General features: G+C 68.9%; 24 protein-coding genes and 1 tRNA gene. 16 read left to right on the top strand and 9 right to left on the bottom strand.

Annotation, left to right across the window (positions count from 1 at the left end; genetic code table 11):
• Window positions 1-25 precede the first annotated feature (25 nt).
• A complete protein-coding gene (locus tag B9Y70_RS00360) occupies window positions 26-652 on the top strand; it encodes a hypothetical protein (RefSeq protein ID WP_143337418.1) in 627 nt (208 codons plus the stop codon).
• On the opposite strand, the gene B9Y70_RS00355 is transcribed toward B9Y70_RS00360, so the two are convergent.
• The gene (locus B9Y70_RS00355) at window positions 649-1,845 is read right to left on the bottom strand and encodes a hypothetical protein (RefSeq protein WP_085548283.1); all 1,197 of its coding nucleotides are present in this window, start codon (window positions 1,843-1,845) and stop codon (window positions 649-651) included. The two genes, B9Y70_RS00360 and B9Y70_RS00355, sit on opposite strands and share 4 nt — an antisense overlap.
• A 55-nt stretch (window positions 1,846-1,900) precedes the next feature.
• On the opposite strand from B9Y70_RS00355, the gene B9Y70_RS00350 reads away from it, so the two are divergent.
• The gene (locus B9Y70_RS00350; protein WP_085548282.1) at window positions 1,901-2,848 is read left to right on the top strand and encodes an ATP-grasp domain-containing protein; all 948 of its coding nucleotides are present in this window, start codon (window positions 1,901-1,903) and stop codon (window positions 2,846-2,848) included.
• Here the strand turns inward: B9Y70_RS00350 and B9Y70_RS00345 are convergent.
• A complete protein-coding gene (locus B9Y70_RS00345) occupies window positions 2,838-3,791 on the bottom strand; it encodes an MsnO8 family LLM class oxidoreductase (protein WP_085548281.1) in 954 nt (317 codons plus the stop codon). The two genes, B9Y70_RS00350 and B9Y70_RS00345, sit on opposite strands and share 11 nt — an antisense overlap.
• A gap of 88 nt (window positions 3,792-3,879) precedes the next feature.
• Between B9Y70_RS00345 and B9Y70_RS00340 the strand changes: the two genes are divergently transcribed.
• Entirely contained in the window at window positions 3,880-4,764 is an 885-nt protein-coding gene (locus B9Y70_RS00340; RefSeq protein ID WP_085548280.1) for an SDR family oxidoreductase, read from the top strand.
• Here the strand turns inward: B9Y70_RS00340 and B9Y70_RS00335 are convergent.
• Entirely contained in the window at window positions 4,761-5,801 is a 1,041-nt protein-coding gene (locus B9Y70_RS00335; RefSeq protein ID WP_420838421.1) for a L,D-transpeptidase, read from the bottom strand. The two genes, B9Y70_RS00340 and B9Y70_RS00335, sit on opposite strands and share 4 nt — an antisense overlap.
• Before the next feature lie 384 nt (window positions 5,802-6,185).
• Between B9Y70_RS00335 and B9Y70_RS00330 the strand changes: the two genes are divergently transcribed.
• A tRNA-Lys gene (locus tag B9Y70_RS00330) sits at window positions 6,186-6,261 on the top strand.
• A 40-nt stretch (window positions 6,262-6,301) separates the two neighbouring features.
• Here the strand turns inward: B9Y70_RS00330 and B9Y70_RS00325 are convergent.
• The 4 genes from B9Y70_RS00325 to B9Y70_RS00310 are packed head-to-tail and all read right to left on the bottom strand — an operon-like array spanning window position 6,302 to window position 8,835.
• On the bottom strand, window positions 6,302-6,964 hold the full coding sequence (locus tag B9Y70_RS00325; protein WP_085548279.1) for a hypothetical protein: 663 nt from the start codon (window positions 6,962-6,964) through the stop codon (window positions 6,302-6,304).
• On the bottom strand, window positions 6,961-7,284 hold the full coding sequence (locus B9Y70_RS00320) for a hypothetical protein (RefSeq protein ID WP_085548278.1): 324 nt from the start codon (window positions 7,282-7,284) through the stop codon (window positions 6,961-6,963). Before B9Y70_RS00320 ends, B9Y70_RS00325 begins: the two co-directional genes overlap by 4 nt.
• Complete coding sequence (locus B9Y70_RS00315) at window positions 7,284-7,553, bottom strand: hypothetical protein (RefSeq protein WP_085548277.1); 270 nt, start codon at window positions 7,551-7,553, stop codon at window positions 7,284-7,286. The genes B9Y70_RS00320 and B9Y70_RS00315 overlap by 1 nt, the downstream gene beginning before the upstream one ends.
• A gap of 31 nt (window positions 7,554-7,584) precedes the next feature.
• Window positions 7,585-8,835 (bottom strand): glutaminase, encoded by a 1,251-nt coding sequence (locus B9Y70_RS00310; RefSeq protein WP_085548276.1) that lies wholly within the window; start codon window positions 8,833-8,835, stop codon window positions 7,585-7,587.
• 54 nt (window positions 8,836-8,889) lie between these two features.
• On the opposite strand from B9Y70_RS00310, the gene B9Y70_RS00305 reads away from it, so the two are divergent.
• The 10 genes from B9Y70_RS00305 to B9Y70_RS00260 all read left to right on the top strand — a co-directional run bounded on the left by B9Y70_RS00305 (window position 8,890) and on the right by B9Y70_RS00260 (window position 20,828).
• Window positions 8,890-9,978: a LacI family DNA-binding transcriptional regulator gene (locus tag B9Y70_RS00305; RefSeq protein WP_085548275.1), complete on the top strand. Its 1,089-nt coding sequence runs from the start codon at window positions 8,890-8,892 to the stop codon at window positions 9,976-9,978.
• Between the two features lie 32 nt (window positions 9,979-10,010).
• Complete coding sequence (gene uxaC, locus B9Y70_RS00300; protein ID WP_085548274.1) at window positions 10,011-11,423, top strand: glucuronate isomerase; 1,413 nt, start codon at window positions 10,011-10,013, stop codon at window positions 11,421-11,423.
• The gene (locus tag B9Y70_RS00295; protein WP_085548273.1) at window positions 11,420-12,790 is read left to right on the top strand and encodes a mannitol dehydrogenase family protein; all 1,371 of its coding nucleotides are present in this window, start codon (window positions 11,420-11,422) and stop codon (window positions 12,788-12,790) included. Before uxaC ends, B9Y70_RS00295 begins: the two co-directional genes overlap by 4 nt.
• 21 nt (window positions 12,791-12,811) lie before the next feature.
• Complete coding sequence (uidA, locus tag B9Y70_RS00290) at window positions 12,812-14,629, top strand: beta-glucuronidase (protein WP_085548272.1); 1,818 nt, start codon at window positions 12,812-12,814, stop codon at window positions 14,627-14,629.
• 32 nt (window positions 14,630-14,661) lie between these two features.
• A complete protein-coding gene (locus tag B9Y70_RS00285) occupies window positions 14,662-16,746 on the top strand; it encodes a cytidylate kinase family protein (protein ID WP_420838416.1) in 2,085 nt (694 codons plus the stop codon).
• A gap of 14 nt (window positions 16,747-16,760) precedes the next feature.
• A complete protein-coding gene (gene manD / locus B9Y70_RS00280) occupies window positions 16,761-17,996 on the top strand; it encodes a D-mannonate dehydratase ManD (protein ID WP_085548271.1) in 1,236 nt (411 codons plus the stop codon).
• Entirely contained in the window at window positions 17,996-18,490 is a 495-nt protein-coding gene (locus B9Y70_RS00275; protein WP_085548270.1) for a gluconokinase, read from the top strand. The genes manD and B9Y70_RS00275 overlap by 1 nt, the downstream gene beginning before the upstream one ends.
• A gap of 20 nt (window positions 18,491-18,510) precedes the next feature.
• Window positions 18,511-19,074, top strand: coding sequence for a nicotinamidase (locus tag B9Y70_RS00270; protein WP_085548269.1), 564 nt, complete (start codon window positions 18,511-18,513; stop codon window positions 19,072-19,074).
• A gap of 5 nt (window positions 19,075-19,079) precedes the next feature.
• A complete protein-coding gene (locus B9Y70_RS00265) occupies window positions 19,080-19,586 on the top strand; it encodes a SixA phosphatase family protein (protein ID WP_143337415.1) in 507 nt (168 codons plus the stop codon).
• Window positions 19,587-19,697: 111 nt separating this feature from the next.
• Window positions 19,698-20,828, top strand: coding sequence for an HNH endonuclease signature motif containing protein (locus tag B9Y70_RS00260; protein ID WP_085548268.1), 1,131 nt, complete (start codon window positions 19,698-19,700; stop codon window positions 20,826-20,828).
• On the opposite strand, the gene B9Y70_RS00255 is transcribed toward B9Y70_RS00260, so the two are convergent.
• Together B9Y70_RS00255 and B9Y70_RS00250 are read right to left on the bottom strand one after the other, a co-directional pair.
• On the bottom strand, window positions 20,825-21,418 hold the full coding sequence (locus B9Y70_RS00255; RefSeq protein ID WP_085548267.1) for a DUF305 domain-containing protein: 594 nt from the start codon (window positions 21,416-21,418) through the stop codon (window positions 20,825-20,827). The two genes, B9Y70_RS00260 and B9Y70_RS00255, sit on opposite strands and share 4 nt — an antisense overlap.
• Window positions 21,419-21,462: 44 nt before the next feature.
• Window positions 21,463-21,741, bottom strand: coding sequence for a DUF3618 domain-containing protein (locus tag B9Y70_RS00250; RefSeq protein ID WP_085548266.1), 279 nt, complete (start codon window positions 21,739-21,741; stop codon window positions 21,463-21,465).
• An 88-nt stretch (window positions 21,742-21,829) separates the two neighbouring features.
• Between B9Y70_RS00250 and bcp the strand changes: the two genes are divergently transcribed.
• Window positions 21,830-22,306 carry a thioredoxin-dependent thiol peroxidase gene (gene bcp / locus B9Y70_RS00245; RefSeq protein WP_085548265.1) on the top strand — a complete coding sequence of 159 codons (477 nt, stop codon included), beginning with the start codon at window positions 21,830-21,832 and terminating at the stop codon, window positions 22,304-22,306.
• A complete protein-coding gene (locus B9Y70_RS00240) occupies window positions 22,306-22,938 on the top strand; it encodes a TetR/AcrR family transcriptional regulator (RefSeq protein WP_085548264.1) in 633 nt (210 codons plus the stop codon). Before bcp ends, B9Y70_RS00240 begins: the two co-directional genes overlap by 1 nt.
• The last annotated feature ends 42 nt before the right edge of the window (window positions 22,939-22,980 follow it).

Raw genomic sequence — 22,980 nt, 5'->3', positions numbered from 1 at the left:
AAAGGCCGCTGCTAGCCTGGCCGACATGAACGTCCGGTCCGCCGTGGTCCTCACCATTGCCTCCCAGTTCCTCGCCGTGCTGCTGGCCGGGTTCGTCGGGGGTGACGTGGGCCTGCTCCTCGGCATCGTCGTCTCCCTGCTCGGCATCGCCGCGGCGGTGGTCATGATCGCGCGGCCGGCGGAACCCACCGGGCCGACAGCGTTCGAGCAGGCCGAGGCCCACCACCGGGCAGTGCTCGACGAGTACGCGCAGTGGGAACTCGACCCTGAGATGCTGCTGCGCTTCCCCGGACTGTGGGACCGTTCACGCCCGGAGGTGCACCGCTTCTTCGACGCGCTGGCGGCGACCGGCCGGGCCACGCCTGAGGCGTATTCGGAGGCTGTCGACGAACTGCGCATGGCGTGGGCGGGTGCGCAGCGTCATGCGCGGTCGACGGGTACCTCGGCACTGGAACCCGCGCGCCGGAGTGAGGCCGAGACCGGTATCAAGCTCTACCGTCATGCCCGGCGGGCGGCCACCGCCGAGGAGCGGGCGACGTACTACCGCCGCGCCCTGGAGAAGGTGCGTTCGCTCATCGACGCCGGCCTGCTGCCCCGTTCCCTCCCGGCCGTCGAGCGCCTCGAGACGCTGCAGCGCGCTGAGCTGACCTAGAGTTCCCGGCGCTGCTCGGGTGCATCGGGGCCGTCCTTGGTGCGCAGGATGATCCCCGGGTCCTCGGCGCGGATCTGCCAGGCGACGAGGTGGTCGGTGTCGGGCACCGGGTTCTCCCCCACCGGGATGTCCGCCAGGGGGTGGAAACCGAGCTGATCGTCGGGGGTGCGGGGTTCGATGGTGGGGAACTGCCCGATGTGGACGGCGACCTGGAGGTAATCACCGTCGACGGTGCCGCGGAACTCGACGCCGCCCACCAGGGGACGGTCGTCGATGGCGGGGCCGTCGAGAAGCTGGGTGGCGCTGCGGGCGGAGAGGGTCTGGAGTTCGGCGGCGGCGGGGCGGCGGTCGTCGAGCAGCAGGGCGTTGCTGATCTGCTCGCGGGCGGCGTCGATGTCGGTGACATCGAAGTAGGTGTCGGGCAGGGTGCCGTCGGCGAGTACCTGGAGGCGCAGGTCACGGCCGCGGGCACGGGAGTTGAACTGCGCGACGGGCAGTGCCTCCGGATTCGCCACCTCGAGCGGCTGCAGGGCGGAGTGCCCCGGGTAGATCCACACCGTCTCGAAGTCGGGGGTGGTGCCGATGCTCCGGGCGGCGGCGGTGAGCTCCTCGACGGCCCGGTCGTAGGCGAAGGTGACCCGCCGCCCGTCGAAGGTGTCGAGGTCGTGTTCGAGCGATTCCCGCTCCCACTGCCATTCGCGCCGGGGGTGGGTCTCCAGGCGCGCGCGGAACTTCCCGCCCGCGTTGTCGGCGACGTCAATGAGGGTGCCCGCGGAGAGATCGGTGTACAGGTTCATCCGGATGAGCCGGGTGGATCCGCCGTCGGCCAGCTGGTCGGCGACGTCAAGAGCCTGGGCGTGCAGCTCGTCGAGGGTGTCGACCGGCGCGGCCGGCAGCGTGCCCGAGCGGTGCGCCACGACGCTCGGCCCGCCCTGCGGGTTCTGGGCCATCGTCGCGACGAGCACGCCGGTGAGCAGCAGGGCCGGTAGCGCGGCGACGAGAAGGGGGCGCCACCCGCTGCTTCTCGACGCCGCCCACACCACACCCACCGCACCCAGCAGGGTGAGCAGGCCGCCGCCGATGCGCTGTGCGAGGGTCAGGTCCGGCCAGGCCACGGCGGCCAGCCCGGACACCACCGCGAGAGCCCCCAGGGCCGCGAGCCAGGGTGCCCACCTGCGGTTCGATTCGCTCATGAAGGACACCTTAATTGAGGTAGGTTGGCTCTACCTGACACATAAGGTGGTAGCCATGAACAGTCTGCTCGACGATCTGGGCCTCGATCGCCCCCTGGTGATGTTCCTCGGCGACGACATTGACGACGAGGACCACGCCGTCCTGTTCCCCCTGCTGCGCGACCACGGCCTGGCGGTCATCCGCGTTCACCCGCACGACCTGGTCTCCCACGCCGATGCGGACGGGGTCACCGTCTCCGTCGACGGGCGCGGGCTGCGCCCGGACCTGGTCGTCGGGTGGGTCCTCGATGAGCTGCTCATCCCGGGGATGGCGCATCTCGACGTGTTCTCCCGCCTGGGTGTGCCGGTGATCAACGACGCCCTCACCCTGTTCCGGGCGCAGCACAAGTTCCTCGACAGTTCCCAGCTGGCCGCGGCGGGTGCCCTGCACTACCCCGTGATCTCCGGCCACGACCACCGGGCGCTGCGCGGCTGGCTGGAGGACATCGGCGGCCCGGCGGTGGCCAAGCCGCTGTCCGGATTCGGGGGCCGGGGCCTGCAGAAGCTGGAGGGACCCGCCGACGCGGTGCCCGACGGCGCGTACTACGTGGTGCCCTACGTCGAGAACCCGGGCCGCGACATCCGCGTCTACACCGTCAACCACCGGGCCGTGTTCGCCATGTACCGCTACGCGCCGGAGGGGAAGTGGATCACCAACGTCCGCGCCGGCGGCACCATCGCGCCGTGCCCGCTCACGCCGGAGATCGCCGACCTGGCCGAGCGCGCCTCCCGCGGGGCGGGCACGCTCATCGGCGGGGTGGACATCGGAGAGAACACCGCCGCCGGTGAGCTCGTGGTCTACGAGGTCAACTCCTGCCCCACCTGCGAACCGCCGGTGCTGCACGCGGTGGCCGACTTCCTCGCCGCCACCGTCGCCGGCGACGGTGAGCACTGGCACCCCGAGCGCGATTACGCAGCGCTGGAGCCGACCTTCCACGCCAGTAAGCGGCACCTCATCCGCTGAGCATCCCGGCGAGCAGCCGCTCCGACTCCGCGCGTCCCCCGAGGTCGCTCATGCCGCCGGTGACGAGGAGTTCCTCCGCTCCGGCGGCGTCGAGAAGCTCCCGCAGCTGCTTCTCGACGTCCCCCGGCGTCCCGTGGATCGCCGAGGCCAGGGTCTCCTCCATGCGGCGTCGCTCCTGTGCCGTGGGTTCGGGCAGGTCCGCGACGGGCAGCAGCGGGTCGAAGCTGCCCGTGGTGCGGGCGCGCGCCTGCGCGTACGCCTCGGGCAGGAGAAGGTCGCGCGCCGCCTCGGCGGTGGGCGCGACGGCGACGGTGGCGGAGAGGATGACGGAGGGGGCGTCGATACGCCCGGGACAGAAGTTCTCCCGGTACAGACGCGCGGCGGCGACCTGGTTGGGGCCGCCGAGGATGACGCCGAGGCCGAGTTCCGCCGCCAGCAGCGCGGAGCGGAAACCCGCGAGCAGCCACACGGGCGTGCCACCGGCCTGCGGGCGCGCGGTGACGGCCCCCATGCCGTCGAGGTAGCTGAGCAGTTCCCGCAGGTCGTCCGGGTAGCGGGCCTTGAGCGTGGCGACGTCCCCCTGCCGCAGGGCGGCGCGCACGGGCGCGGTGAATCCGAGGGAGGAGCCGATTCCGGCGTCGATACGCGCGGGATGAAGTGCCTCCAGCGTGGCGATCTGCTCGGCGACGATGAGGGGCTGGTGATCGGGCAGCATGATGCCCGCGGTGCCGATGCGAATGTCGCTCGTCACAGCCGCGCACGCCATCGCCAGCATGCCCGGTTGCGAGCCGGGGAGGCCGGGCACGGCGTGGTGTTCGGCGACGAGGAAGCGGGAGAAACCGAGCTTCTCGACGTCGCGCGCATGCTCCACCACCCGCCGCAGCGCGGTGGCGTCACTGTCACCTGTCAGGGAATTGGCACGGTCGAGCACGGACAATCGCATGCCTCCACTGTGCCAGCGGCGACCGCGCGGGGTTTTCCGTACCATCGGAACCATCCAATGCGCATCCGCTAATGAAAGGCAGGTCACAATGGCCGACATCAACGACCCCCGCACCCTCCACCCGAAGATCGATCCGCCGCAGCAGGAGCAGCCCCACCCGGGCCTGGATAAAAGGCTCGAACCGAAGGCCGACCTCGGCCTCGAATCCTACGAGGGCAACGGCCGCCTCACCGGCCGCAAGGCCCTGATCACCGGCGGTGACTCCGGTATCGGCGCGGCCGTCGCCATCGCCTACGCACGGGAGGGTGCCGACGTCGCCATCTCCTACCTCCCCGAGGAGCAGGAGGACGCCGACGTCATCATCAAGGCCATCGAGGACGCCGGGCGGAAGGCCCTGGCCCTACCCGGCGACCTGCAGGAACTCGCCCAGTGCGAGAAGACCGTCGCCGACACCGTCGAGGCCTTCGGCGGCCTGGACATCCTGGTAAACAACGCCTCCCGCCAGATCTGGCACGACGGCATCGGCAACATCCCCGACGAGGACTTCGACGCCACCATGAAGTCGAACGTCTACTCCTCCTACCGCGTCACCAAGGCGGCGCTCCCCCACCTCAAGCCGGGCTCGTCGATCATCTTCACCTCGTCGATCCAGGCGTACCAGCCCTCCCCGCACCTGCTCGACTACGCCCTCACCAAGGCCGCAATGAACAACCTGTCCAAGGGCCTGGCCGAGCAGCTGGCACCCGAGGGGATCCGCGTCAACGCCGTCGCCCCCGGCCCGGTGTGGACCCCGCTGCAGCCCTCCCACGGGCAGCCGCCGGAGAAGCTCGAGGAGTTCGGGCAGCACTCGCCGCTGGGGCGCGCCGGGCAGCCGGCGGAGCTCGCCGGGGCGTACGTGTTCCTCGCCTCCGACGAGGCGTCGTTCGTCATGGGCGAGACCCTCGGCGTCACCGGCGGCACGCCGACCCCCTAGGAGGTCGGCTCGGCGTTGCCCTTCCTCCACGTCTCCCACGGGATGTTCCAGTCGCCGAGGCCGTCCCATCCGGAGAGGGTCCCGCCGACGGTGTTCTGCACGATGACCGGGTCGCCGCGCTTGACCTGATTCTGGAACCACTGCGCGGCCTCGTTGGTCACGTTGATGCAACCGTGGGAGACGTTGCGGTAACCCTGGTCCCCCACCGACCACGGGGCGCCGTGGACGTAGATGCCCGACCAGGACATCTGCGTGGCGTAGGCGACCTTCGTCTTGTAGCCGCCCTGGTCATACTCGAGTCCGTAGGTCATCGAGTCCATCACCAGCGATTCGTGCTGGTCACCGATGATGTACGTGCCGTTCGGGGTGGCCCAGCGGGCGGTGTCGCGCCCCAGGGAGACAGGGATGGTGCGCAGCGCCTCGCCGTTCCGGTAGACGGTCATCGACTTGGTGGCGTCGTCGACGATGGTGCGGACATCCTCGCCGATGCTGAAGCTCATCCTGTTGTCCTGCGAGCCCCACGTTCCGCCACCGAGGTCCGCGCCGTACAGGTCGGCCTCGACGGTGACCTTCGTGCCGGGCGCCCAGTACTCCTCCGGACGCCACCGCAGCTCGGCGTTGTTGAGCCAGTAGAAGGCCCCCTCCACCTGCGGCGACGTGGTGACGGTAATGGCGTCCTGCGCCGCCTGCCGGTCCTTGACGGCGGTGCCGAAACGCATCGTGATCGTCTGCGCCACGCCCACCACGGCCCCGTCGAGCGGCGCCAGGGCGACCCCGCTTGTCGACGCCGGGCTCGGCGTCTGAAACACCGTCGTCGTCTTCTGCCCCGCCGCATCCTCCGCCACGAGCGTGTACGTGCGGTGGTAGCCGAGCACCTCCGCCGTCGTCCACGACTTCTTGTCCGCGGACATCTCCGACTCGACGACCTTGCCGTTCTGGTTCGTCATGGTGACCTTCTTCAGGCCCTCCGCCGAGGTGACCGTGACAGGCTCGGAAGGATCGACATCCTCCGCACCGTCTCTCACCGACACCTTCATCGGCGCCGGCTGCGCCGTCTCGCTGGTCTCCGCCGCGGTCTCGCTTATCGACGCCCTGTCAATCGTGCACGCCGTCAACGTCCCCGCCGCCAGCACGGCCGACAACAGCAGCGCACCACCCCATCGCAACGGGGACCTCAACACCTTCACGAACTACCTTCTGACACTTCGCCGGCGGCGATCCTTAGTCGCCGTGAACTACCGCCACCATACTTCCCACCGCACGTATGACCAATACGAGACACGTCACAATAGCGAAACCGACATGAACAGCACGTTAAAAACAGCGCGTGACCTGGCGATTTTGTAGGTTGCACGATTGCCTGTTATATTTTTCTTCGTTGCCCGGACAGCCCCGAACAAGGGAAAGAACGGAAGACACCAGCGCCATTAGCTCAATTGGTAGAGCAACTGACTCTTAATCAGTGGGTTCGGGGTTCGAGTCCCTGATGGCGCACCACACAAACACCGTCTGCCCAGCGCAGACGGTGTTTTTCGTGCTACAGCAGCTTGACCACGCCGAACAGCGTCAGGGCCACGGCCACGATATAGCTGGCGAGCTTGACGACGACCTCGCGATTGCCCCGCATCCACTCGAAGGCCCGCCCGAACACCGAGTACGGGTAGGCGCGGACGAGGCCGACGAAGACCGCCGACAGGGCCGGCAGGCTCAGCGCCAGGCTGGCGTAGACGACGAGCCCGCCGTAGCGCACCGCCGCGTGGTAGTCCCCCGCCGACAGGTAGGCCAGGCCGGTGAAGAAGGGGATGGACGTCGCCGACTGGGCGAGACCGAGGATGAAGCCGACGACGACCGTCTTGAAGGACGGGGCCTGGAGGGGGTCGAGGATGCGGCGGACGAGCGGGGAGTCGCCGCCGCCGTCGCCACGCAGGGTGGCCACGAAGGTGAGCACGCCGGTGATGATGAGCAGGATGCCGAACACCGGAGAGTCCAGGGCACGCTGCACCAGGTCCCGGATGCCGTCGAAGACGACCATCGTGATGAAGGACAGCACGAAGACGCCGAACCAGTCACCGGCGATGAGGAGGGTGACGATGCGTCGATAAGCAGCGTTGCGGGGCAGCATGACGCCGAGCGCCACGATGACACCGATGAGCAGGGCGTTGAGGGAGTCCAACAACCCGAAGGAGACCGCCTGAATCATTCCTCGACACTACCCCGGCGCCAGGCCCGCACCGACGCGAGCACTCCTCCGCAGAACACAGCGAACCACACGACCGGCTCCCACAGGGAGGGGCCGAGGAAGGCGGACCCGGGCAACGGCAGGTACACGGTCCAGCCGTAGGCGGCGGAGATCGGTGACACCGGGAGGAGACGGTGCAGCAGGAACACGGCCGCCAGACAGGTGAGGGGGAAGGCGACCCAGAACCAGGGGAAGGCGGCGCGTGGATGAGCGCTGACCGCGACCAGCACGACGATGAGCACAGTGAACGACCCGAGCACGATGAGACCTTCAGTCGCCATCAGCGCCGCCCCTTGTGCCAGACCCGGACGGACAGTGCTGCGCCGAGCAGCGCCAGGATCGGCCAGGCGGTGGTGGCGAGGTTCCAGAAGAAGAAGTGGTCGTGGCCGGGGCCGCCGAAGACATCGAAGGTGTCCGGCCCGAAACCCGCCCAGAACATGGTCGACGCCGCGACCGCCAGCATCGTCAGCGGAAACACCACCCAGAACCAGGGGAACCCGCGACCACCCCCACCGGAGCGCCGCGCCACGGCGAACACGGCCACCACCACGGCGAAGGCCCCCCGAACACGATCCAGACCATCAGAAGCTGTCGACCGTGTCGGCGGTGGTGCCGTCGGAGAACTCGAGGTCGGTGACCACGCCCTCCGGGTCGTAGATCGCGCACTCGAAACCACCCTCGCGCAGGAGGCGCAGCCCCTCCTTGACCATGCGGCGGCCCATCCGGTTGAAGGAGGTGACCCGGGAGACGTCGAGCACCAGTTCCTCGCCGCCCAGGTTGTGGGTGGTGAGCTGGTGGAGGATGTTCTCCGCGGCCGTGAAGTTGATGGTGCCCTGCAGGCGGATGATGGTCTGGTCGCCGTCGCGGGTGATCGACCGCACCCCCGGCACGGAATGCTGGTCGGAGGACATGAGGTGCAGGCCCATGTCGCGGGAGAGGTACTCGAAGATCTTCACGCCGCGCACCGAGTTGCCCTGGGTGTCCAGGCGCGGGGAGAACGTCGCGATGCCCAGCTGCCCCGGCAGGGTGCCGATCAGCCCGCCGGCCACCCCCGACTTCGCCGGGATACCCACCCCGGCCATCCAGCGGCCCGCACCGTCGTACATGCCCGCGGAGCTCATCACCGCGAGGGTGAGGCGGCAGGCCTCGGCGCTGAGGATCCTCTCCCCCGTCACCGGCTGGGTGCCGCCGTTGGCCAGGGTGGCGGACATGACCGAAAGGTCACGCGTGGTCACCAGGGTGGAGCACTGGTGGGTGTAGGAGAGGACGGCGTCGTGGGCGTCGTCCTTGATGATGTCGTAGCTGCGCAGCATGTGCGCGATGGAGAGGTTACGGTCCGCGCCCTCGAGCTCGGAGGCGGAGAGCTCAGCGTCGATGTGCAGCTCCCTCCCGGCGAGGCGGGAGAAGAGGTCACGGATCTTCTCCACGCGGTCCTCCACGCTCGAATCCTCCCCGTTGATGAGCTGGTTGACCGCGATGGCACCGGCGTTGATCATCGGGTTGACGGGGCGCTTGTCGTTGTCGTCGAGGGAGAGCTCGTTGAAGGCCTCCCCGGAGGGCTCGAGACCGACGACGTCGAGCACCGCCTCCGGCCCCAGCTCCTGCAGCGCCAGGGCGAAGACGAAGGGCTTGGAGATCGACTGGATCGTGTACTCGACGTCGGCGTCCGGGCCCGCCTCGTAGACGTGGCCCGAGGCGGTGCACAGGGCGATGGCGAGGCGATCCGGGTCCGCCTCGGCGAGCTCGGGGATGTAGTCGGCGACCTCACCGCCGTCCTCGTCGCGGACATGGTCGAGGATCTCCTGGAGGTAATCCGGGATCGGCATCTTCATGGGCCCGAGCCTACCGGCCCTGCCGCCCCCACCCGGTCCGGTTACCATGGCGCCATGACCCACGGTGCGGACAAAGATGTGACGATCTACGACATCGCGCGCCTGGCCGACGTCTCCCCCTCGACGGTGTCCCGGACCTTCTCCCGCCCCGACCGCGTGAGTTTCCGCACCGCCGAGAAGGTCCGCAGGGTGGCCCGCGAACTCGGCTACCGCACCGACACCGAGACCGTCACCCCGTCCGGCGCCTCCCACGCCACCGGAAACCTGGGCCTGGTCGTCGCCGACATCACCAACCCCTTCTTCCTGGAGGTCTTCCGCGGCGCCGAGCACGCCGCCCGCGCAGAGGGCATGCTGCTGACCATCGCCGACACCCACGAATCGGTGCCCCGCGCCCGGGCCACCCTCGAACACCTGCTGCCCACCTTCGACGGGCTGCTGCTGGCGTCGACCCGCCTGGCCAACGGCGACATCCAGAAGATCGCCCGCCGCGTGCCCACCGTGTGCATCAACCGGCCGGTCCTCGGGGTGCCGAGCGTGCTGGTCGACAACTACGAAGGGGTGCTCAAGGCCGTCGCCCACCTGGAGTCGCAGGGGGTGCGCAGCATCACCTACCTGGCCGGGCCCGTCGACTCGTGGGCCGACGGGATCCGCTGGCGCGGGCTTCTCGACGCCGTCGACCCCCACTCGGCCGGCCCCGACGCCGCCACCGCCGCCTACACCCGCCAGCCCCCGGCGAGCACCAGCGGCTCCAGCGGCATCACCGTCCGTCAGCTCCGCGTCGACGAGCCCACCACCCTCGGCGGGCGGCGCGCCTTCGCCGCCTGGCAGCGCCACCCCACGGACGCCGTCATCTGCTTCAACGACCTCGTCGGCGTCGGCTTCCTCGACCAGGCCCGCCACGCGGGGGTCGACGTGCCCGGCGACGTCGCGGTCCTGGGTTTCGACAACACCGAACTGACCGCGCTGGTGCCGCCGGGGCTGACCACCGTGGCCGGGCCGCTGCGCACCCTGGGGAGGGTGGCCACCGCCAACCTCATCGCCATCGTCCGCGGGATGCGGCTGCCGACGGCCGAACCACGCGTCCTGCCGACCCGGCTCATCGTGCGGGGCTCCACCCTGCGGCAACAACCTGCAACCCATTGATTGTGAGGCGGTTCACGCGGTGAGATGGTTGTATGAGCACCTCACACGCCGCGCACCCGGACCGCCTCCTCCCGGTGGACTCCACGACCCGGGCCGTCGCCCGTCGGCTGCTGGCCCACGTCGAGGACCTCCCCGTCATCTCCCCGCACGGTCACCTCGACCCCGCGATGTTCGTCACCGACGACCCCTTCCCTGACCCCACCACCCTCCTGATCACCCCCGACCACTACGTCACCCGCGTCCTCCACTCCGCGGGCGTCGACCTCGCCGACCTCGGCGTGGGAGGCAGCAACCCGGACGTCGACAAGCAGGCCGCCTGGCGGATCTTCCAGCAGCACTGGCCGCTGTACGCCGGCACCGCCTCCGGCTACTGGCTGGAGCAGGAGTTCGAGCACGTCTTCGGCATCCACCCCGAACGCCTCAACACCGACGACCCGGACGACATCTACGCCGAACTGTCCGAGGTCATCGCCCGCCCCGATTTCCGCCCCCGCGCCCTGGCCGACACGTTCGGCCTCGAGGTGCTGGCCACCACCGACGACCCGCTCGACGATCTCGCCGCCCACCGCACCCTGGCCGCCGACCCGACGTTCTCCCCGCGGGTGCTGCCCACCTTCCGCCCCGACGCGTACACGAAGATGTACAACGCGGGGTTCGCGGAGAACGTCGAGAAGCTCATCGACGTCGCCGGTGACGGGCAGACCGGCTACGCCGGCTACCTGCAGGCGCTGCGCAACCGCCGCGCCTACTTCCTCGACCACGGCGCGACGTCCGCCGACCACGGCACCCACAACGCCGACACCACCCCGCTTGACGACGCCACGGCGCAGCGCCTCTTCGACAAGGGTCGGGCCGGCACCGCCACCCGCGCCGAGGCCGCCGCCTTCGAGGCGAACATGACCTACCGCTTCGCCGAGATGAGCCGGGACGACGGACTGGTGATGACGCTGCACCCGGGCGCCTACCGCAACCACTCCGCCAGCGCCTTCGCCCGCTTCGGCGCCGACACCGGCCACGACATCCCCTTCGCCCTCGACTACACCCGCGGGCTGCAGCCCCTGCTCAGTGACTTCGGCGAGAACCCCGACTTCCACTTCGTCCTGTTCACCATGGACGAGACGGTCTTCTCCCGCGAACTCGGCCCCCTCGCCGGCTACTACCCCAGCGTCTACCTCGGCGCCCCCTGGTGGTTCATCGACGAGATCGACGCCATGAACCGCTACCGGGCCGCCACCACCGGCGCCGCCGGTTTCTCCCGCTACTCCGGCTTCATCGACGACACCCGCGCCTACTGCTCCATCCCGGCGCGCCACAACACCTCCCGCCGCGTCGACGCCGCCTACCTCGCCCGCCTCGTCGGCGAGCACCGTCTCACCGAGGACCGGGCCGCCGACATCATCGTCGACCTGATCGACTCCTCTCCCCGAAGGGTGTTCAAGCTGTGACCGCTCTCAACCGCACCACCGTCTCCTCCCCCACCCCGCCGGTCCGGCTCGTCCACCTGGGCCTCGGTGCCTTCCACCGCGCCCACCAGGTCTGGTACACGCAGCAGGCGGAGGCCGACCCGGAGCACCCGGAGTGGGGGTACGCCTCCTTCGCGGGCCGCAGCGCCGGCATCTCCCTGGAACTGGCCGCCCAGGACGGCCTGTACACCCTGGTCACCCGCTCGGGGGACGGCGACAGCCCGGAGCTGATGACCTCCCTGGTGGAGTCCCACCCGGCGGAGAACACCGCCCGGTTCATCGAGCTGCTCGCCGATGCGAACGTCGCCGTGGTCACCCTCACCGTCACCGAGGCCGGCTACCACCTCACCGAGGACCTCGAGCTCAACACGCAGGCCCCGGACATCGTCGCCGACCTGGCCACCCTGCGCGTCGGCAGCAGCGACGGCCCGCTGCTCAGCGCCGCCGGCCGCCTGGTCGCCGGGCTGCGGGCCCGCCGCGCCGCCGACGCCGGGGGCCTGGCCGTGATGAGCTGTGACAACCTCAGCGACAACGGCACCACCACCCGCGCCTCCGTCCTCGGTTTCGCCCGCGCCCTCGACCCGGAGCTGGCCGAGTGGATCACCGCGCACGTCACCTTCCCGTCGACCTCCATCGACCGGATCACCCCGGCCACCACCGAGGAGTTCGTCGCCGAGGTCGCCCGTGCCACCGGCCGGGAGGACGCCGTGCCGGTGGTCACCGAGCCCTTCGCCTCCTGGGTCATCGAGGGTTCCTTCCCCGCCGGGCGGCCCGCCTGGGAGCGGGCCGGCGCGCAGTTCGTCGCCGACATCGCCCCCTTCGAGCGTCGCAAGTTGTGGCTGCTCAACGGCGCGCACTCGCTCATGGCCTACCTGGGCCAGCTGCGTGGCCACACCACCGTCGCCGAGGCCATCGCCGACCGCGAGATCCGCCACCACGTCGAGCTCCTGTGGGACGACGCCGCCGAACACCTCACCGCCCCAGGGCTCGACATCACCGCTTATCGACGCGCCCTCCTCGACCGCTTCGCCAACCCCCGCATCCGCCACAACCTCGCCCAGATCGGCATCGACGGCGGCACCAAGCAGCGCATGCGGGCCGTCCCCATCCTCAAGACGCAACGGGCCAACAACCTCCTCGGCCACGGCGCCGCGTACTCCATCGCCGCGTGGATCGCCTTCCTCCTGCGGGGCGAGGACATCGCCGACACCCGCGCCGCCGAGCTGCTCGCCGCCCGTCGGGCCGACGACCCCGTCCGGGCCCTGCTGGCCGCCCTCGACCACGACCTGGCCGCCGACCCGCACGTCCTCTCGCTCATCCGCACCTTCGTCACCGAGCTGACCCGCTGACGCCCTCGAGAAAGGAATCCCATGCTTCCCGCCATCTCCTCCCCCACCCGCGACATCCGCCCCCTCGACGGGATGTGGCGTTTCGCGGTGGACTGGGACAACACCGGCATCGACGACGGCCTGTACACCGCCACCCTGCCCGGGACCCGGGAGGTCGCCGTGCCGGCCTCCGTCAACGACCTGTTCGCCGACGAGGACATCCGCAACCACGTCGGCTACTGGTTCTACCAGCGCACCGTCCGCGTGCCCCGCGGCTGGGACGGCGAGCGCGTGATCCTGCGCTTCGGGTCCGCCACCCACCACGCCGTCGTGTGGGTCGACGACACCGAGGTCGGCCGCCACAAGGGCGGCTACCTGCCCTTCGAGTTCGACGTCACCGACCACGTCACCGCCGGCGACACCTTCCGCCTGACCGTGGCGGTGGACAACCGCCTCGACAACACGTGCATCCCGCCCGGTTCCGTCGTCGAGCTTCCCGACGGCCGCCGCCAGCAGCACTACCTGCACGACTTCTACAACTACTCCGGGCTGCACCGCTCCGTGCTGCTCTACTCCCGCCCCGCCCGCCACGTCAGCGACATCACGATCACCACCGACTACTCCGGCACCACCGGCCAGGTCACCTGGGCGGTCGAGCAGTCCGCGCCCGGCGACATCCGCATCAGCGTCGTCGACCAGCAGACGGGCGAGACGGTGGCCACGGGTGAGGGGGCGGAGGGGGTGGCGTCGATAAGCGATGTCACCCTGTGGACCCCCGGCATCGGCGGGCTCTACGACCTGGTGGTCCAGCTGGTCGACGGTGACGAAATCGTCGACGAGTTCCGCCAGCCCTTCGGCGTGCGGACCGTGCGTATCGACGGCTACCGCTTCCTCATCAACGACGAACCCTTCTACTTCACCGGCTTCGGCATGCACGAGGACCACGAGACCCTCGGCAAGGGCCACTCCGACGCCCACATGCTGCAGGACGCCGAACTGCTCAGCTGGATCGGCGCGAACTCCCTGCGCACCTCGCACTACCCCTACTCCGAGGAGTTCATGGACTACTGCGACCGGCAGGGCATCGTCGTCATCGACGAAACCCCCGCCGTCGGGCTGAACTGGCTCATGGCCGGCGGCATCATCGACTCCGGCGGCGGCGAAACCTACGAGGACGGCCACGTCGACGACCACACTCAGGCCACCCACGCCGACGAGATCCGCCGCCTCATCGCCCGCGACAAGAACCGCCCCTCCGTGGTCATCTGGTCCATCGCCAACGAACCCGACACCGCCTCTCCCGGCTCCGTCGACTACTTCCGCCCCCTCGTCGACCTGGCCCGCGCATGCGACCCCACCCGCCCCGTCGGCTACGTCAACGTCATGTTCGCCCCGCACGACGTCTGCCGCATCTCCGGCATGTTCGACATCCTCATGCTCAACCGCTACTACGGCTGGTACGTCGACTCCGGTGACCTCGAGACCTCCGAGGCCAAGTTCACCGCGGAACTCGACGGCTGGATGGAGCGCTACAAGCTGCCCATCATCATCACCGAGTACGGCGCCGACACCGTCGCCGGGCTCCACTCCATCTACGACCAGCCCTTCACCGAGGACTACCAGGTCGCCTACCTGGAGATGAACTCCCGCGTCTTCGACGCCTGCGAGGCCGTCGTCGGCGAGCAGATGTGGAACTTCGCCGACTTCCAGACCAAGTACGGCTTCGCCCGCGTCGACGGCAACAAGAAGGGCGCGTTCACCCGCGACCGCCGCCCCAAGGCCGCCGCCCGTTTCCTCCGCCGCCGCTGGCACGACATGGACGCCGCCCGCTACGGCCGTCGCGACCACCGGGCCCGCTGAACCCCGACAACTGAAAATGCCAAGGCACAACAATGACCACGCACACCACCTCCCCTGAGGTCGCGGCCACGGGCAAGATGCCCACCCACCGTGTGCTGTCCTACGCACTCGGTGACGTGGCGAACAACCTCTCGTTCCTCATGACCTCCATGTTCCTCATGGTGTTCATGACCGAGATCGCCGGAGTCTCCGCCGGCATCGCCGGCACCATCTACGGCGTGACCAAGATCTGGGCGGGCATCTCCGACCTGCTCGCCGGGCAGACCGTCGACCGGGCCGACACCCGCTGGGGTCGCCTCCGCCCGTGGATCCTCTTCGGATCCACCCCGCTGGCCGTCTTCTTCGTCCTGCTCTTCTCGACGCCCGCCGGTCTCTCCCCCACCATGACGGTCGCCTGGATCCTGCTTTTCGACGCCGCCTACCAGCTGATGTACTCCTTCGTGAACATCCCCTACGGCTCCCTGTCGGCGGCTATGACCCAGGACCCGGTCGACCGTTCCAAGCTGTCCGGCGCCCGCTCCATCGCCTCCTCGGTGACCGGCGTCATCCTCTCCTTCTTCGTCGCCCCGCAGTTCCAGGACACCACCTCCGACAACGTCCGCCTCAAGTTCACGCTGTCCTGCCTGGCGCTCGGCGTCATCGCCGTGGTGCTCTACCTGATCTGCTTCGCCAACTCCCGCGAGGTCGTCCCCCGCTCCCGGGGCCAGATCTCCTTCCGCTCCACGTTCCGGATGATCGGGAAGAACAAGCCCCTGCTCATCCTCTGCCTCGGCGCGTTCTTCCTGCTGGCAGCGATGTTCACCATGAACGCCGTCGCCATGTACTACGCCATCTACGTGCTCGGCAACGCCGGCTGGTTCGCCTACCTCATGCTGGCCCAGACCGTCGGCACCATCCTCATCGCCTCCCTCGTCCCGGCGATCACCATCCGCCTGGGCAAGCGCGACGGCTACGTCCTCTCCGCCGTCCTGGCGGTCCTCGGCTACGCCGTCATCCTGTTCCTGCCCTCCGGCAACCTGCCCATCGCCATCGTCGCCTGGTTCCTCCTCGGCCTGGGCACCGGCGGCACCAACGCCCTGATGTTCTCCATGCAGGCCGACACCGTCGACTACGGCGAATGGAAGACCGGCGTCCGCGCCGAGGGCGGCTCCTACTCCATCCTGTCCTTCATCCGTAAGGTCGGGCAGGGCATCGGCGGCTGGGCCGGCATGGCCGTCATCGGCGCCTTCGGCTACGTCGCCCAGGCCCCCGACCAGAGTGCCGACGCCCTGCAGGGCATCCGCTACGCCACCGGCCTCGTGCCCGCCGCCCTGGCCATCGTCGCCCTGCTGGTCATGCTCATGTACCCGCTGGGCGCAGAGCTCCACGCCCGCGTCGTCGCCGAGCTCAACGAGCGTCGCACCCAGTCCGCCGTCGCCGGCGCCAAGGGTGTCCCCGAGGAGCGCGTCCAGGTGCCGACCGTCGGCGACGGCCGTACCACCCTGCTGCGCAAGGTGGCCGAGGGCCACCCGCCGATCGTCACCGTCTTCGGGCTGCGCGGCTCCGGCGCCACCGACATCGCCCCACTCATCGCGGAGAAACTCGGCGTCCCCTACATCGGGCAGCGCTTCTCCTCCGCCGAGCTGGCCACCGTCGACCGGTCCGCGTTCATCTCCGACTCCGGCATCGAACGCTGGATGCGGGCCGTGTCGCTGACCGGTTCCCAGGACACCGACCTGGCGTTCGCCAGCAACCTGTCCGCCAACCACAAGATCGCCCAGAACAACACCCGCGAGGTCCTCAGCGCCGTGGAGAACGGCGGTGTCATCCTCGGCCGCAACGGTGCCCTCGTCCTGGGCCGCGTGGTCGGTGCGGTCCACGTCCGCCTCGTCGCCCCGCTGGGCAAACGCGTCGAACGCGTCATGCACCAGACCGGCCTCAGTGCCTCGCAGGCCACCGAGCAGATCGAGAACGAGGACCGTATCCGCGCCGAAATGTCCCGCGCCCTCTACCAGTGGGACCCGAACGCCGACGAGGACTACGACCTGGTGGTCAACACCGGATCCATGACCTACGAGCAGGTCGCCGCCATGGTCGTCGGCCTGTACGCCAGCAAGTACCCCGACGCCCGTCCCTGAAAGGAACAACCCCCATGTCCACCAAGATCGTCAACGCCGAGGTCTTCGTCACCTCCCCGTCCCGCAACTTCGTCACCCTGCGCCTGACCACCGACGACGGCGTCGTCGGCATCGGTGACGCCACCCTCAACGGCCGCGAACTGGCCGTGGCCTCCTACCTGCGGGACCACGTCGCCCAGCTCATGGTGGGCCGCGACTCCCGCAACATCGAGGACACCTGGCAGTTCCTGTACCGCGCCGCCTACTGGCGCCGCGGCCCGGTCACCATGGCCGCCATCGCCGCCGTCGACATGGCCCTGTGGGACATCAAGGGCAAGTACGCCGGCATGCCGGTCTACGACCTCCTCGGCGGTGCCTCCCGCCGTGGTTGCCGCGCCTACGGCCACGCCTCCGGCATGGACCTGGAGTCCCTCTTCGACTCCATCCGCTACGAGATGGAGGAGGGCTACAAGTCCATCCGCGTGCAGACCTCCGTCCCCGGCATCGAGAAGCTCTACGGCGTGGCCGCCCAGGCCCAGTCCTCCGGCGAACGTTATGACTTCGAGCCCGCCAACCGTGGTTCCTGGCCCGTCGAGGAGGACTGGGACACCCGCGCCTACCTGCGGCACGTCCCCACCGTCTTCGAGGCGGTGCGTAACGAGTTCGGCCCCGACCTGCCCCTCCTCCACGACGGGCACCACCGCATGACCCCGCGCGAGGCCGCCCAGCTGGGCAAGTCCCTCGAGCCCTACGACCTGTACTGGCTGGAGGACTGCACCCCCGCCGAGAACCAAGAGGCCCTGCGGTACGTCCGCAGCCAGACCACCACCCCCCTGGCCATCGGTGAGGTGTTCAACTCGATCTACGACATCAAGGACCTCATCTCCGAGCAGCTCATCGACTACGTCCGCTGCGCCTCCACCCACTTCGGCGGCATCACCCAGCTGAAGAAGGTCATGAACTACGCCGAGATGTACCAGGTCAAGTCCGGTTTCCACGGCCCCACCGACGTCTCCCCGATCGGGTTCGCCGCCCAGCTCCACGTCGGCATGACCATCCACAACTTCGGCCTGCAGGAGTACATGCCGCACTCCGAGAAGACGAAGGAGGTGTTCACGGAGTCCCTGGCCTTCGAGAACGGCTACCTCAACCCGGGCGAGACCCCCGGCCTGGGTGTCGAGTTCAACGCCGAGGCCGCCGAGAAGTACCCCTACGAGCAGGCCTACCTGCCCTACAACCGGCTTGCCGACGGCACCGTGCACAACTGGTGATGACGATGCGCAGACACATCGTGGTCATGGGGGTCTCCGGCTCCGGCAAGACCACCGTCGGCGAACTGCTGGGCGCCCGCCTGGGCCTGCCCTACCGGGACGGCGACGACCTGCACCCCCAGGCCAACATCGACAAGATGGCCGCCGGCGTCCCCCTGACCGACGAGGACCGCTGGCCGTGGCTGGAGCTGGTCGGGCAGTGGCTGGACGACCACCCCGACGGCGGCATCATCGGGTGTTCGGCGCTGAAGCGTTCCTACCGGGACCTCATCCGCCGGATGGCGCCGCAGGTGGTGTTCGTGCACGTCCACGGCACGCGGGACGTCCTGGACAAACGCATGTCGCGCCGCCCGGGGCACTTCATGCCGACGTCGCTGCTCGACTCGCAGCTCGCCACCCTCGAGCCGCTGGCCGACGACGAGGACGGCCACGTGTTCAACATCGCCTATTCGCCCGGTGAACTGGTGGACCAGGTGGCCGACTGGCTGGAGTGAACCCGACCTATGCTGGCGGTATGAACACTCCCAAGACCGCCCTTGTCATCGTCGACGTCCAGAACGACTTCTGCCCCGGCGGGTCCCTCGCGACCGACCGAGGTGATGAGGTCGCCCGGCTGATCGGCGAGTACCAGGACTCCCACGGCGACCGTTACGCCCACATCATCGCCACCCAGGACTGGCACATCGACCCCGGCTCCCACTTCTCCGACAACCCCGACTACGTCGACTCCTGGCCCGTCCACTGCGTCGCGGAGTCGAAGGGCGCCGCCCTGCACGAGGATGTCCGTGCCGACCGCATCGAGGCCTACTTCCGGAAGGGCGAGTACACCGCCGCCTACTCCGGTTTCGAAGGTGCCGCCGACGGCGTCAGCATGGCGGAGTGGCTGAAGGAACGGGGCGTCGAGAAGCTCGACGTCGTGGGCATCGCCACCGACCACTGCGTGCGCGCCACCTCGCTCGATGCCCTGGAGGAGGGCTTCGAGGTCCGCGTCCTCACCGACCTGTGCTCCCCCGTCGACGAGGCGCGCGGCGAGGCGGCGCTTCAGGAGCTGGTGAAGGCCGGCGCCCAGCTAAGCTGACACCCATGAGCCACCGCCTCGTCATCATGCGCCACGCGAAATCGTCGTGGAAGGAACCGCTGCCGGACCACCAGCGCCCGCTCAACAAGCGCGGCCGCCGCGACGGCAAGGCCGCCGGCGAGTGGCTGGCCGAACACGTCGGCACCATCGACCGCGTCCTCAGCTCCACCTCCACCCGCACCCGCCTGACCTGGGACCGCGTCGAGGCCGGCGGCGGGCACGCCGAGCACGTCACCTTCCACGACGCCCTCTACGGCGGCAGCACCGAGGACTTCCTCCGCCTCCTGCACACCCTCCCCGAGACCGTCGGCACGGCCCTGGTCCTCGCCCACTGGCCGGGCGTCGAGGAAGCCGTCCGCGAGCTCGCCCCGCGTGACGACAACCCCGGCTGGCAGGGCATCGACACCAAATTCCCCACCAGCGCCATCGCCGTCCTCGAGGTGCCCGGCACCTGGGCCGAGCTGCAGCCCGACGGCGCGCGACTGCTCGACTACGTGGTGCCGCGGGGTTAGTCAACTGGTCTGCTGACAGAAACTCCGGTTTCTGTGGATAGGTGGGGGTTGTCCACAGGCCGGGGTTGGTGCTTATCGACGTCGGCGTGGTGGGGGTTTATCGTCCGGGGCATGGACATTGACGCGGCGTTGGAGGCCCTGCGGGGCATGCGGGTGCTGGAGGCGATCACCTCCGGGCACCTGACCCGCGCCCGTCTTGACGCGCTGGGGTTCCGGGACGCGGGGGCATGGTCGAAGCTGGCCGAGGTGTATTTCGGCCCGACCCGGCACCGTCGACTGCAGAAGAAGGCCCGGCAGACAGCCGGGGATCTGTCGCTGGATGCGTTGGCGGTGATCGAGAAGCACACCCGCAAACTCCTCCGCGGCGCCGCCGTCACCGAGTGGGAGCTACGGGTGGAGTTGGTGGGGCTGCGCGGTACGGTCGCCGAGATCGACCGGGCGGCTGCGGCCCGGGTGTTGGAGCTCAATCGTGGGGTCGACGACGATGGTCGCCAGGCCTTCGGACGCCGGGGGATCAAGGGTGGGAAGAACACCGACGCGCAAGGGCTGCGCACCATCACGATCACGGGTCCGGCCCGCTACATCACCGGGTTCCTCGCCCGCCTGCGTCCTACGGCGCAGCAGTTGCGTCAGGTGGATCCGAAGCTGGGTTATGAGCAGGCGTTGTTCGACGCCCTGTTCACCGGAGACGCTGTCGGTGCGGGGGCTGGTCCGGTGGCCCCTGTCCCGTTGGTGGTGGTGGGATTGCCGGACTGGGCGAAGGTGCTGCGTCGGGAGGGTGATGAGACGATCTTCGGGATCGCCGACGGCACGACCATGACCGGTGCGCAGTTGTTGGAGGAGGTGACTGCGGAGTACTACTACGTGGGTATCTATGATCCGGTGGCTGGTCCGGTGGAGTTGTACCGGTCGAAGCGGACCGCGAGTCTGAAGCAGCGGATCCTGCTGGCTGCGGAGTCTTTGATCTGTGAGGGTCCGGAGTGTACGACGGCGGGTGATGAGTGCCAGGTGCACCACATCACCGCCTGGGACAAGGGTGGGAACACGAATGTCCAGGAGATGACGATGTTGTGTTCGAAGCACAACGGTCTCAACGATGATGATCCGGATGCCCCACCACGGAACGGGCGGGTGGAGCGGCGTCCGGGTGGGGTGGTGCACATCCCGCCGGATGGTGGGCCGCCGCGGGCGAATTCGCATCCGCTGCGGGCGTTGTCAGCCCGGGCCCTGGTCAGTACCTAGGGTGTCGGCACCCCGCCGTACATCTGCTCCATCTCCGCCATCTCGGCGGTCTGCACGTCGATCATCTCCGCTGCCATGTCCCGCAGCGGAGCGTATCCGCCGTTGTCCACCTGATCGCGGGTCATGGCGATGACCTCGGCGTGGTGGAAGTGCATGAGTTCGAGGAACCGGGTGCGCAACTCCTCGCCCTCCAGGGCGGCGTAGGTGTCGAAGACTCCCGGGGAGACCATGCCGTTGGCGATGTGGTGGGAGTGCAGGTCCATGTCGGCGTCGATGCGCCACTGGTCGGCCAGGGCGTTCATCTGGTCGTTCTCGCGCTGCTGGCCGTCGCGGATGCGCTGCGCGAGGTCGCGCACGCCGGGGTCGGTGACGTCGGAGGCGAGCAGGACGTCGGCCATGTCAATGGCCTGCTGGTGGTGCGGGACCATCATGCCGAGGAAGTGGACGTCGGTGTCGTTGGCCTCCGCCGGCATGGCGTCGGTCCGCTCGGAGATCATTGCTTCGCTGGGCGCGGGCTCAGTCGACGAGCACCCGGCGAGCAGCAGGGTGGCGGCGAGGAGCGGAGCAGCGAAAAGCGGCAGGGTGCGCATGATCCTGCAGACCTTAGCGTCACCCTGCCGGGAGGAGAAGTGATTTATGCGCGGCCGGCGAGGAGGCGCTGGATCTCCTTGAGGTCCTTGGTGCGCTTGCGGTTGCGCATGACCACGAGGGTGACCAGGCCGACGACGGCGACACCGACTCCGGCGAGGATCTTCTGCACCTGCGGGTCCTGGAGCTTGGCCTGTGCCTCGACCTTGGCGTCGGCGGCGAGGGCCTGCGGCTTGGTGCGGATGGCCAGTTCGTCGAGGGTGCTGGCCAGCTGGCGACGGGTGCGCTCGATGTCTCGCTGGATATCGTTGATGTCTCGTGCCACGTGGATCTCCCGGTTAGTTGATGGTCATCTGTTCTACTTCAGAGTAGTGTAACGCGATCTGTCGGTGGAGGGCGGTATGGTGTAGGACATGACTGTTTCCTCACGTCTTGCCGAAGGCGACACCGCCCCCGACTTCACCCTGCCCGACGACACCGGTCGGGAGGTCTCGTTGCAGGATTTCGCCGGACAGCGTGTGCTCGTCTACTTCTACCCGCGCGCGAACACCCCGGGTTGCACGACGCAGGCCTGTGATTTCCGGGATTCCATCGCGGATCTCAACGATCTCGATGTGACGGTCGTCGGCATCTCCCCCGACAAGCCGGAGAAGCTGGCGGCGTTCCGGGAGGATCACGGGCTGAACTTCATGCTGCTGTCGGACGTCGATAAGCAGGTGATGACGGAGTGGGGCGCGTTCGGTGAGAAGAAGAACTACGGCAAGGTCGTGCAGGGTGTGATCCGCTCGACGTTCCTCGTTGAGCCGGACGGCACCATCGGCCTGGCCCGTTACAATGTCCGCGCCTCCGGGCATGTCGCCCGGATCCTGCGAGAGGTCGCCGCCGCCTGATGAGCGACGACGACGGTCTGCTCGTCCCCCGTCGGCGGCCCGCCCAGGCCCGTAGCCGCGAGCGCTTCAACCGGATCCTCACGGCCGCGCGGAGCGTGCTTGTCGACGTCGGGTTCGAGTCCTTCACCTTCGACGAGGTCGCCCGGCGCGCGGAGGTGCCGATCGGCACCCTGTACCAGTTCTTCGCCAACAAGTACGTGCTCATCTGCGAGTTGGACCGCGTGGACACCGCGGAGAATGTGGCGGAGCTGCAGAAGTTCTCGGGTCGGGTGCCGGCGCCGCAGTGGCCGGACATTCTCGACGAGTTCATCGACCACCTGGCGCGTCTGTGGCGGGAGGACCCCTCCCGACGTGCGGTGTGGCATGCCGTGCAGTCGACCCCGGCGACGCGGGCGACGGCGGCGGCGACGGAGAAGCAGATGCTCGACATCATCTCCGAGGTCGTCGCCCCGTTGGCGGCCGACGCCACCCACGAGGAGCGCTATCAGCTGGCCGCGCTGCTGGTGCACACGGTGTCGTCGCTGCTCAATTTCGCCATCCGTGATGCGGAGCATGCGGATCATTTCGAGGTCATCGTGGGTGAGATCAAGCGGATGCTCGTGGCCTACCTCTTCGCCGTCGCCACGAGTTAATTCACGGCACCCTCCTGCCAAAGTGGAAAGTACTTTCCTGGA

Origin of the sequence: Corynebacterium pollutisoli (assembly GCF_900177745.1) — a bacterium.
GTDB lineage: Bacteria > Actinomycetota > Actinomycetes > Mycobacteriales > Mycobacteriaceae > Corynebacterium > Corynebacterium pollutisoli.
Note: the sequence above shows the minus strand (reverse complement) of the source record. Positions and strands in the feature narration are given on the sequence as shown.

Excerpts from the sequence above, each read along its gene's own strand:
- B9Y70_RS00360 (WP_143337418.1), top strand. The coding sequence starts at position 26 with ATGAACGTCCGGTCCGCCGTGGTCCTCACCATTGCCTCCCAGTTCCTC.
- B9Y70_RS00355 (WP_085548283.1), bottom strand. The coding sequence starts at position 1,845 with ATGAGCGAATCGAACCGCAGGTGGGCACCCTGGCTCGCGGCCCTGGGG.
- B9Y70_RS00350 (WP_085548282.1), top strand. The coding sequence starts at position 1,901 with ATGAACAGTCTGCTCGACGATCTGGGCCTCGATCGCCCCCTGGTGATG.
- B9Y70_RS00345 (WP_085548281.1), bottom strand. The coding sequence starts at position 3,791 with ATGCGATTGTCCGTGCTCGACCGTGCCAATTCCCTGACAGGTGACAGT.
- B9Y70_RS00340 (WP_085548280.1), top strand. The coding sequence starts at position 3,880 with ATGGCCGACATCAACGACCCCCGCACCCTCCACCCGAAGATCGATCCG.
- B9Y70_RS00335 (WP_420838421.1), bottom strand. The coding sequence starts at position 5,801 with ATGAAGGTGTCGGTGAGAGACGGTGCGGAGGATGTCGATCCTTCCGAG.
- B9Y70_RS00325 (WP_085548279.1), bottom strand. The coding sequence starts at position 6,964 with ATGATTCAGGCGGTCTCCTTCGGGTTGTTGGACTCCCTCAACGCCCTG.
- B9Y70_RS00320 (WP_085548278.1), bottom strand. The coding sequence starts at position 7,284 with ATGGCGACTGAAGGTCTCATCGTGCTCGGGTCGTTCACTGTGCTCATC.
- B9Y70_RS00310 (WP_085548276.1), bottom strand. The coding sequence starts at position 8,835 with ATGAAGATGCCGATCCCGGATTACCTCCAGGAGATCCTCGACCATGTC.
- B9Y70_RS00305 (WP_085548275.1), top strand. The coding sequence starts at position 8,890 with ATGACCCACGGTGCGGACAAAGATGTGACGATCTACGACATCGCGCGC.
- uxaC (WP_085548274.1), top strand. The coding sequence starts at position 10,011 with ATGAGCACCTCACACGCCGCGCACCCGGACCGCCTCCTCCCGGTGGAC.
- uidA (WP_085548272.1), top strand. The coding sequence starts at position 12,812 with ATGCTTCCCGCCATCTCCTCCCCCACCCGCGACATCCGCCCCCTCGAC.
- B9Y70_RS00285 (WP_420838416.1), top strand. The coding sequence starts at position 14,662 with ATGACCACGCACACCACCTCCCCTGAGGTCGCGGCCACGGGCAAGATG.
- manD (WP_085548271.1), top strand. The coding sequence starts at position 16,761 with ATGTCCACCAAGATCGTCAACGCCGAGGTCTTCGTCACCTCCCCGTCC.
- B9Y70_RS00275 (WP_085548270.1), top strand. The coding sequence starts at position 17,996 with ATGACGATGCGCAGACACATCGTGGTCATGGGGGTCTCCGGCTCCGGC.
- B9Y70_RS00270 (WP_085548269.1), top strand. The coding sequence starts at position 18,511 with ATGAACACTCCCAAGACCGCCCTTGTCATCGTCGACGTCCAGAACGAC.
- B9Y70_RS00265 (WP_143337415.1), top strand. The coding sequence starts at position 19,080 with ATGAGCCACCGCCTCGTCATCATGCGCCACGCGAAATCGTCGTGGAAG.
- B9Y70_RS00260 (WP_085548268.1), top strand. The coding sequence starts at position 19,698 with ATGGACATTGACGCGGCGTTGGAGGCCCTGCGGGGCATGCGGGTGCTG.
- B9Y70_RS00255 (WP_085548267.1), bottom strand. The coding sequence starts at position 21,418 with ATGCGCACCCTGCCGCTTTTCGCTGCTCCGCTCCTCGCCGCCACCCTG.
- bcp (WP_085548265.1), top strand. The coding sequence starts at position 21,830 with ATGACTGTTTCCTCACGTCTTGCCGAAGGCGACACCGCCCCCGACTTC.
- B9Y70_RS00240 (WP_085548264.1), top strand. The coding sequence starts at position 22,306 with ATGAGCGACGACGACGGTCTGCTCGTCCCCCGTCGGCGGCCCGCCCAG.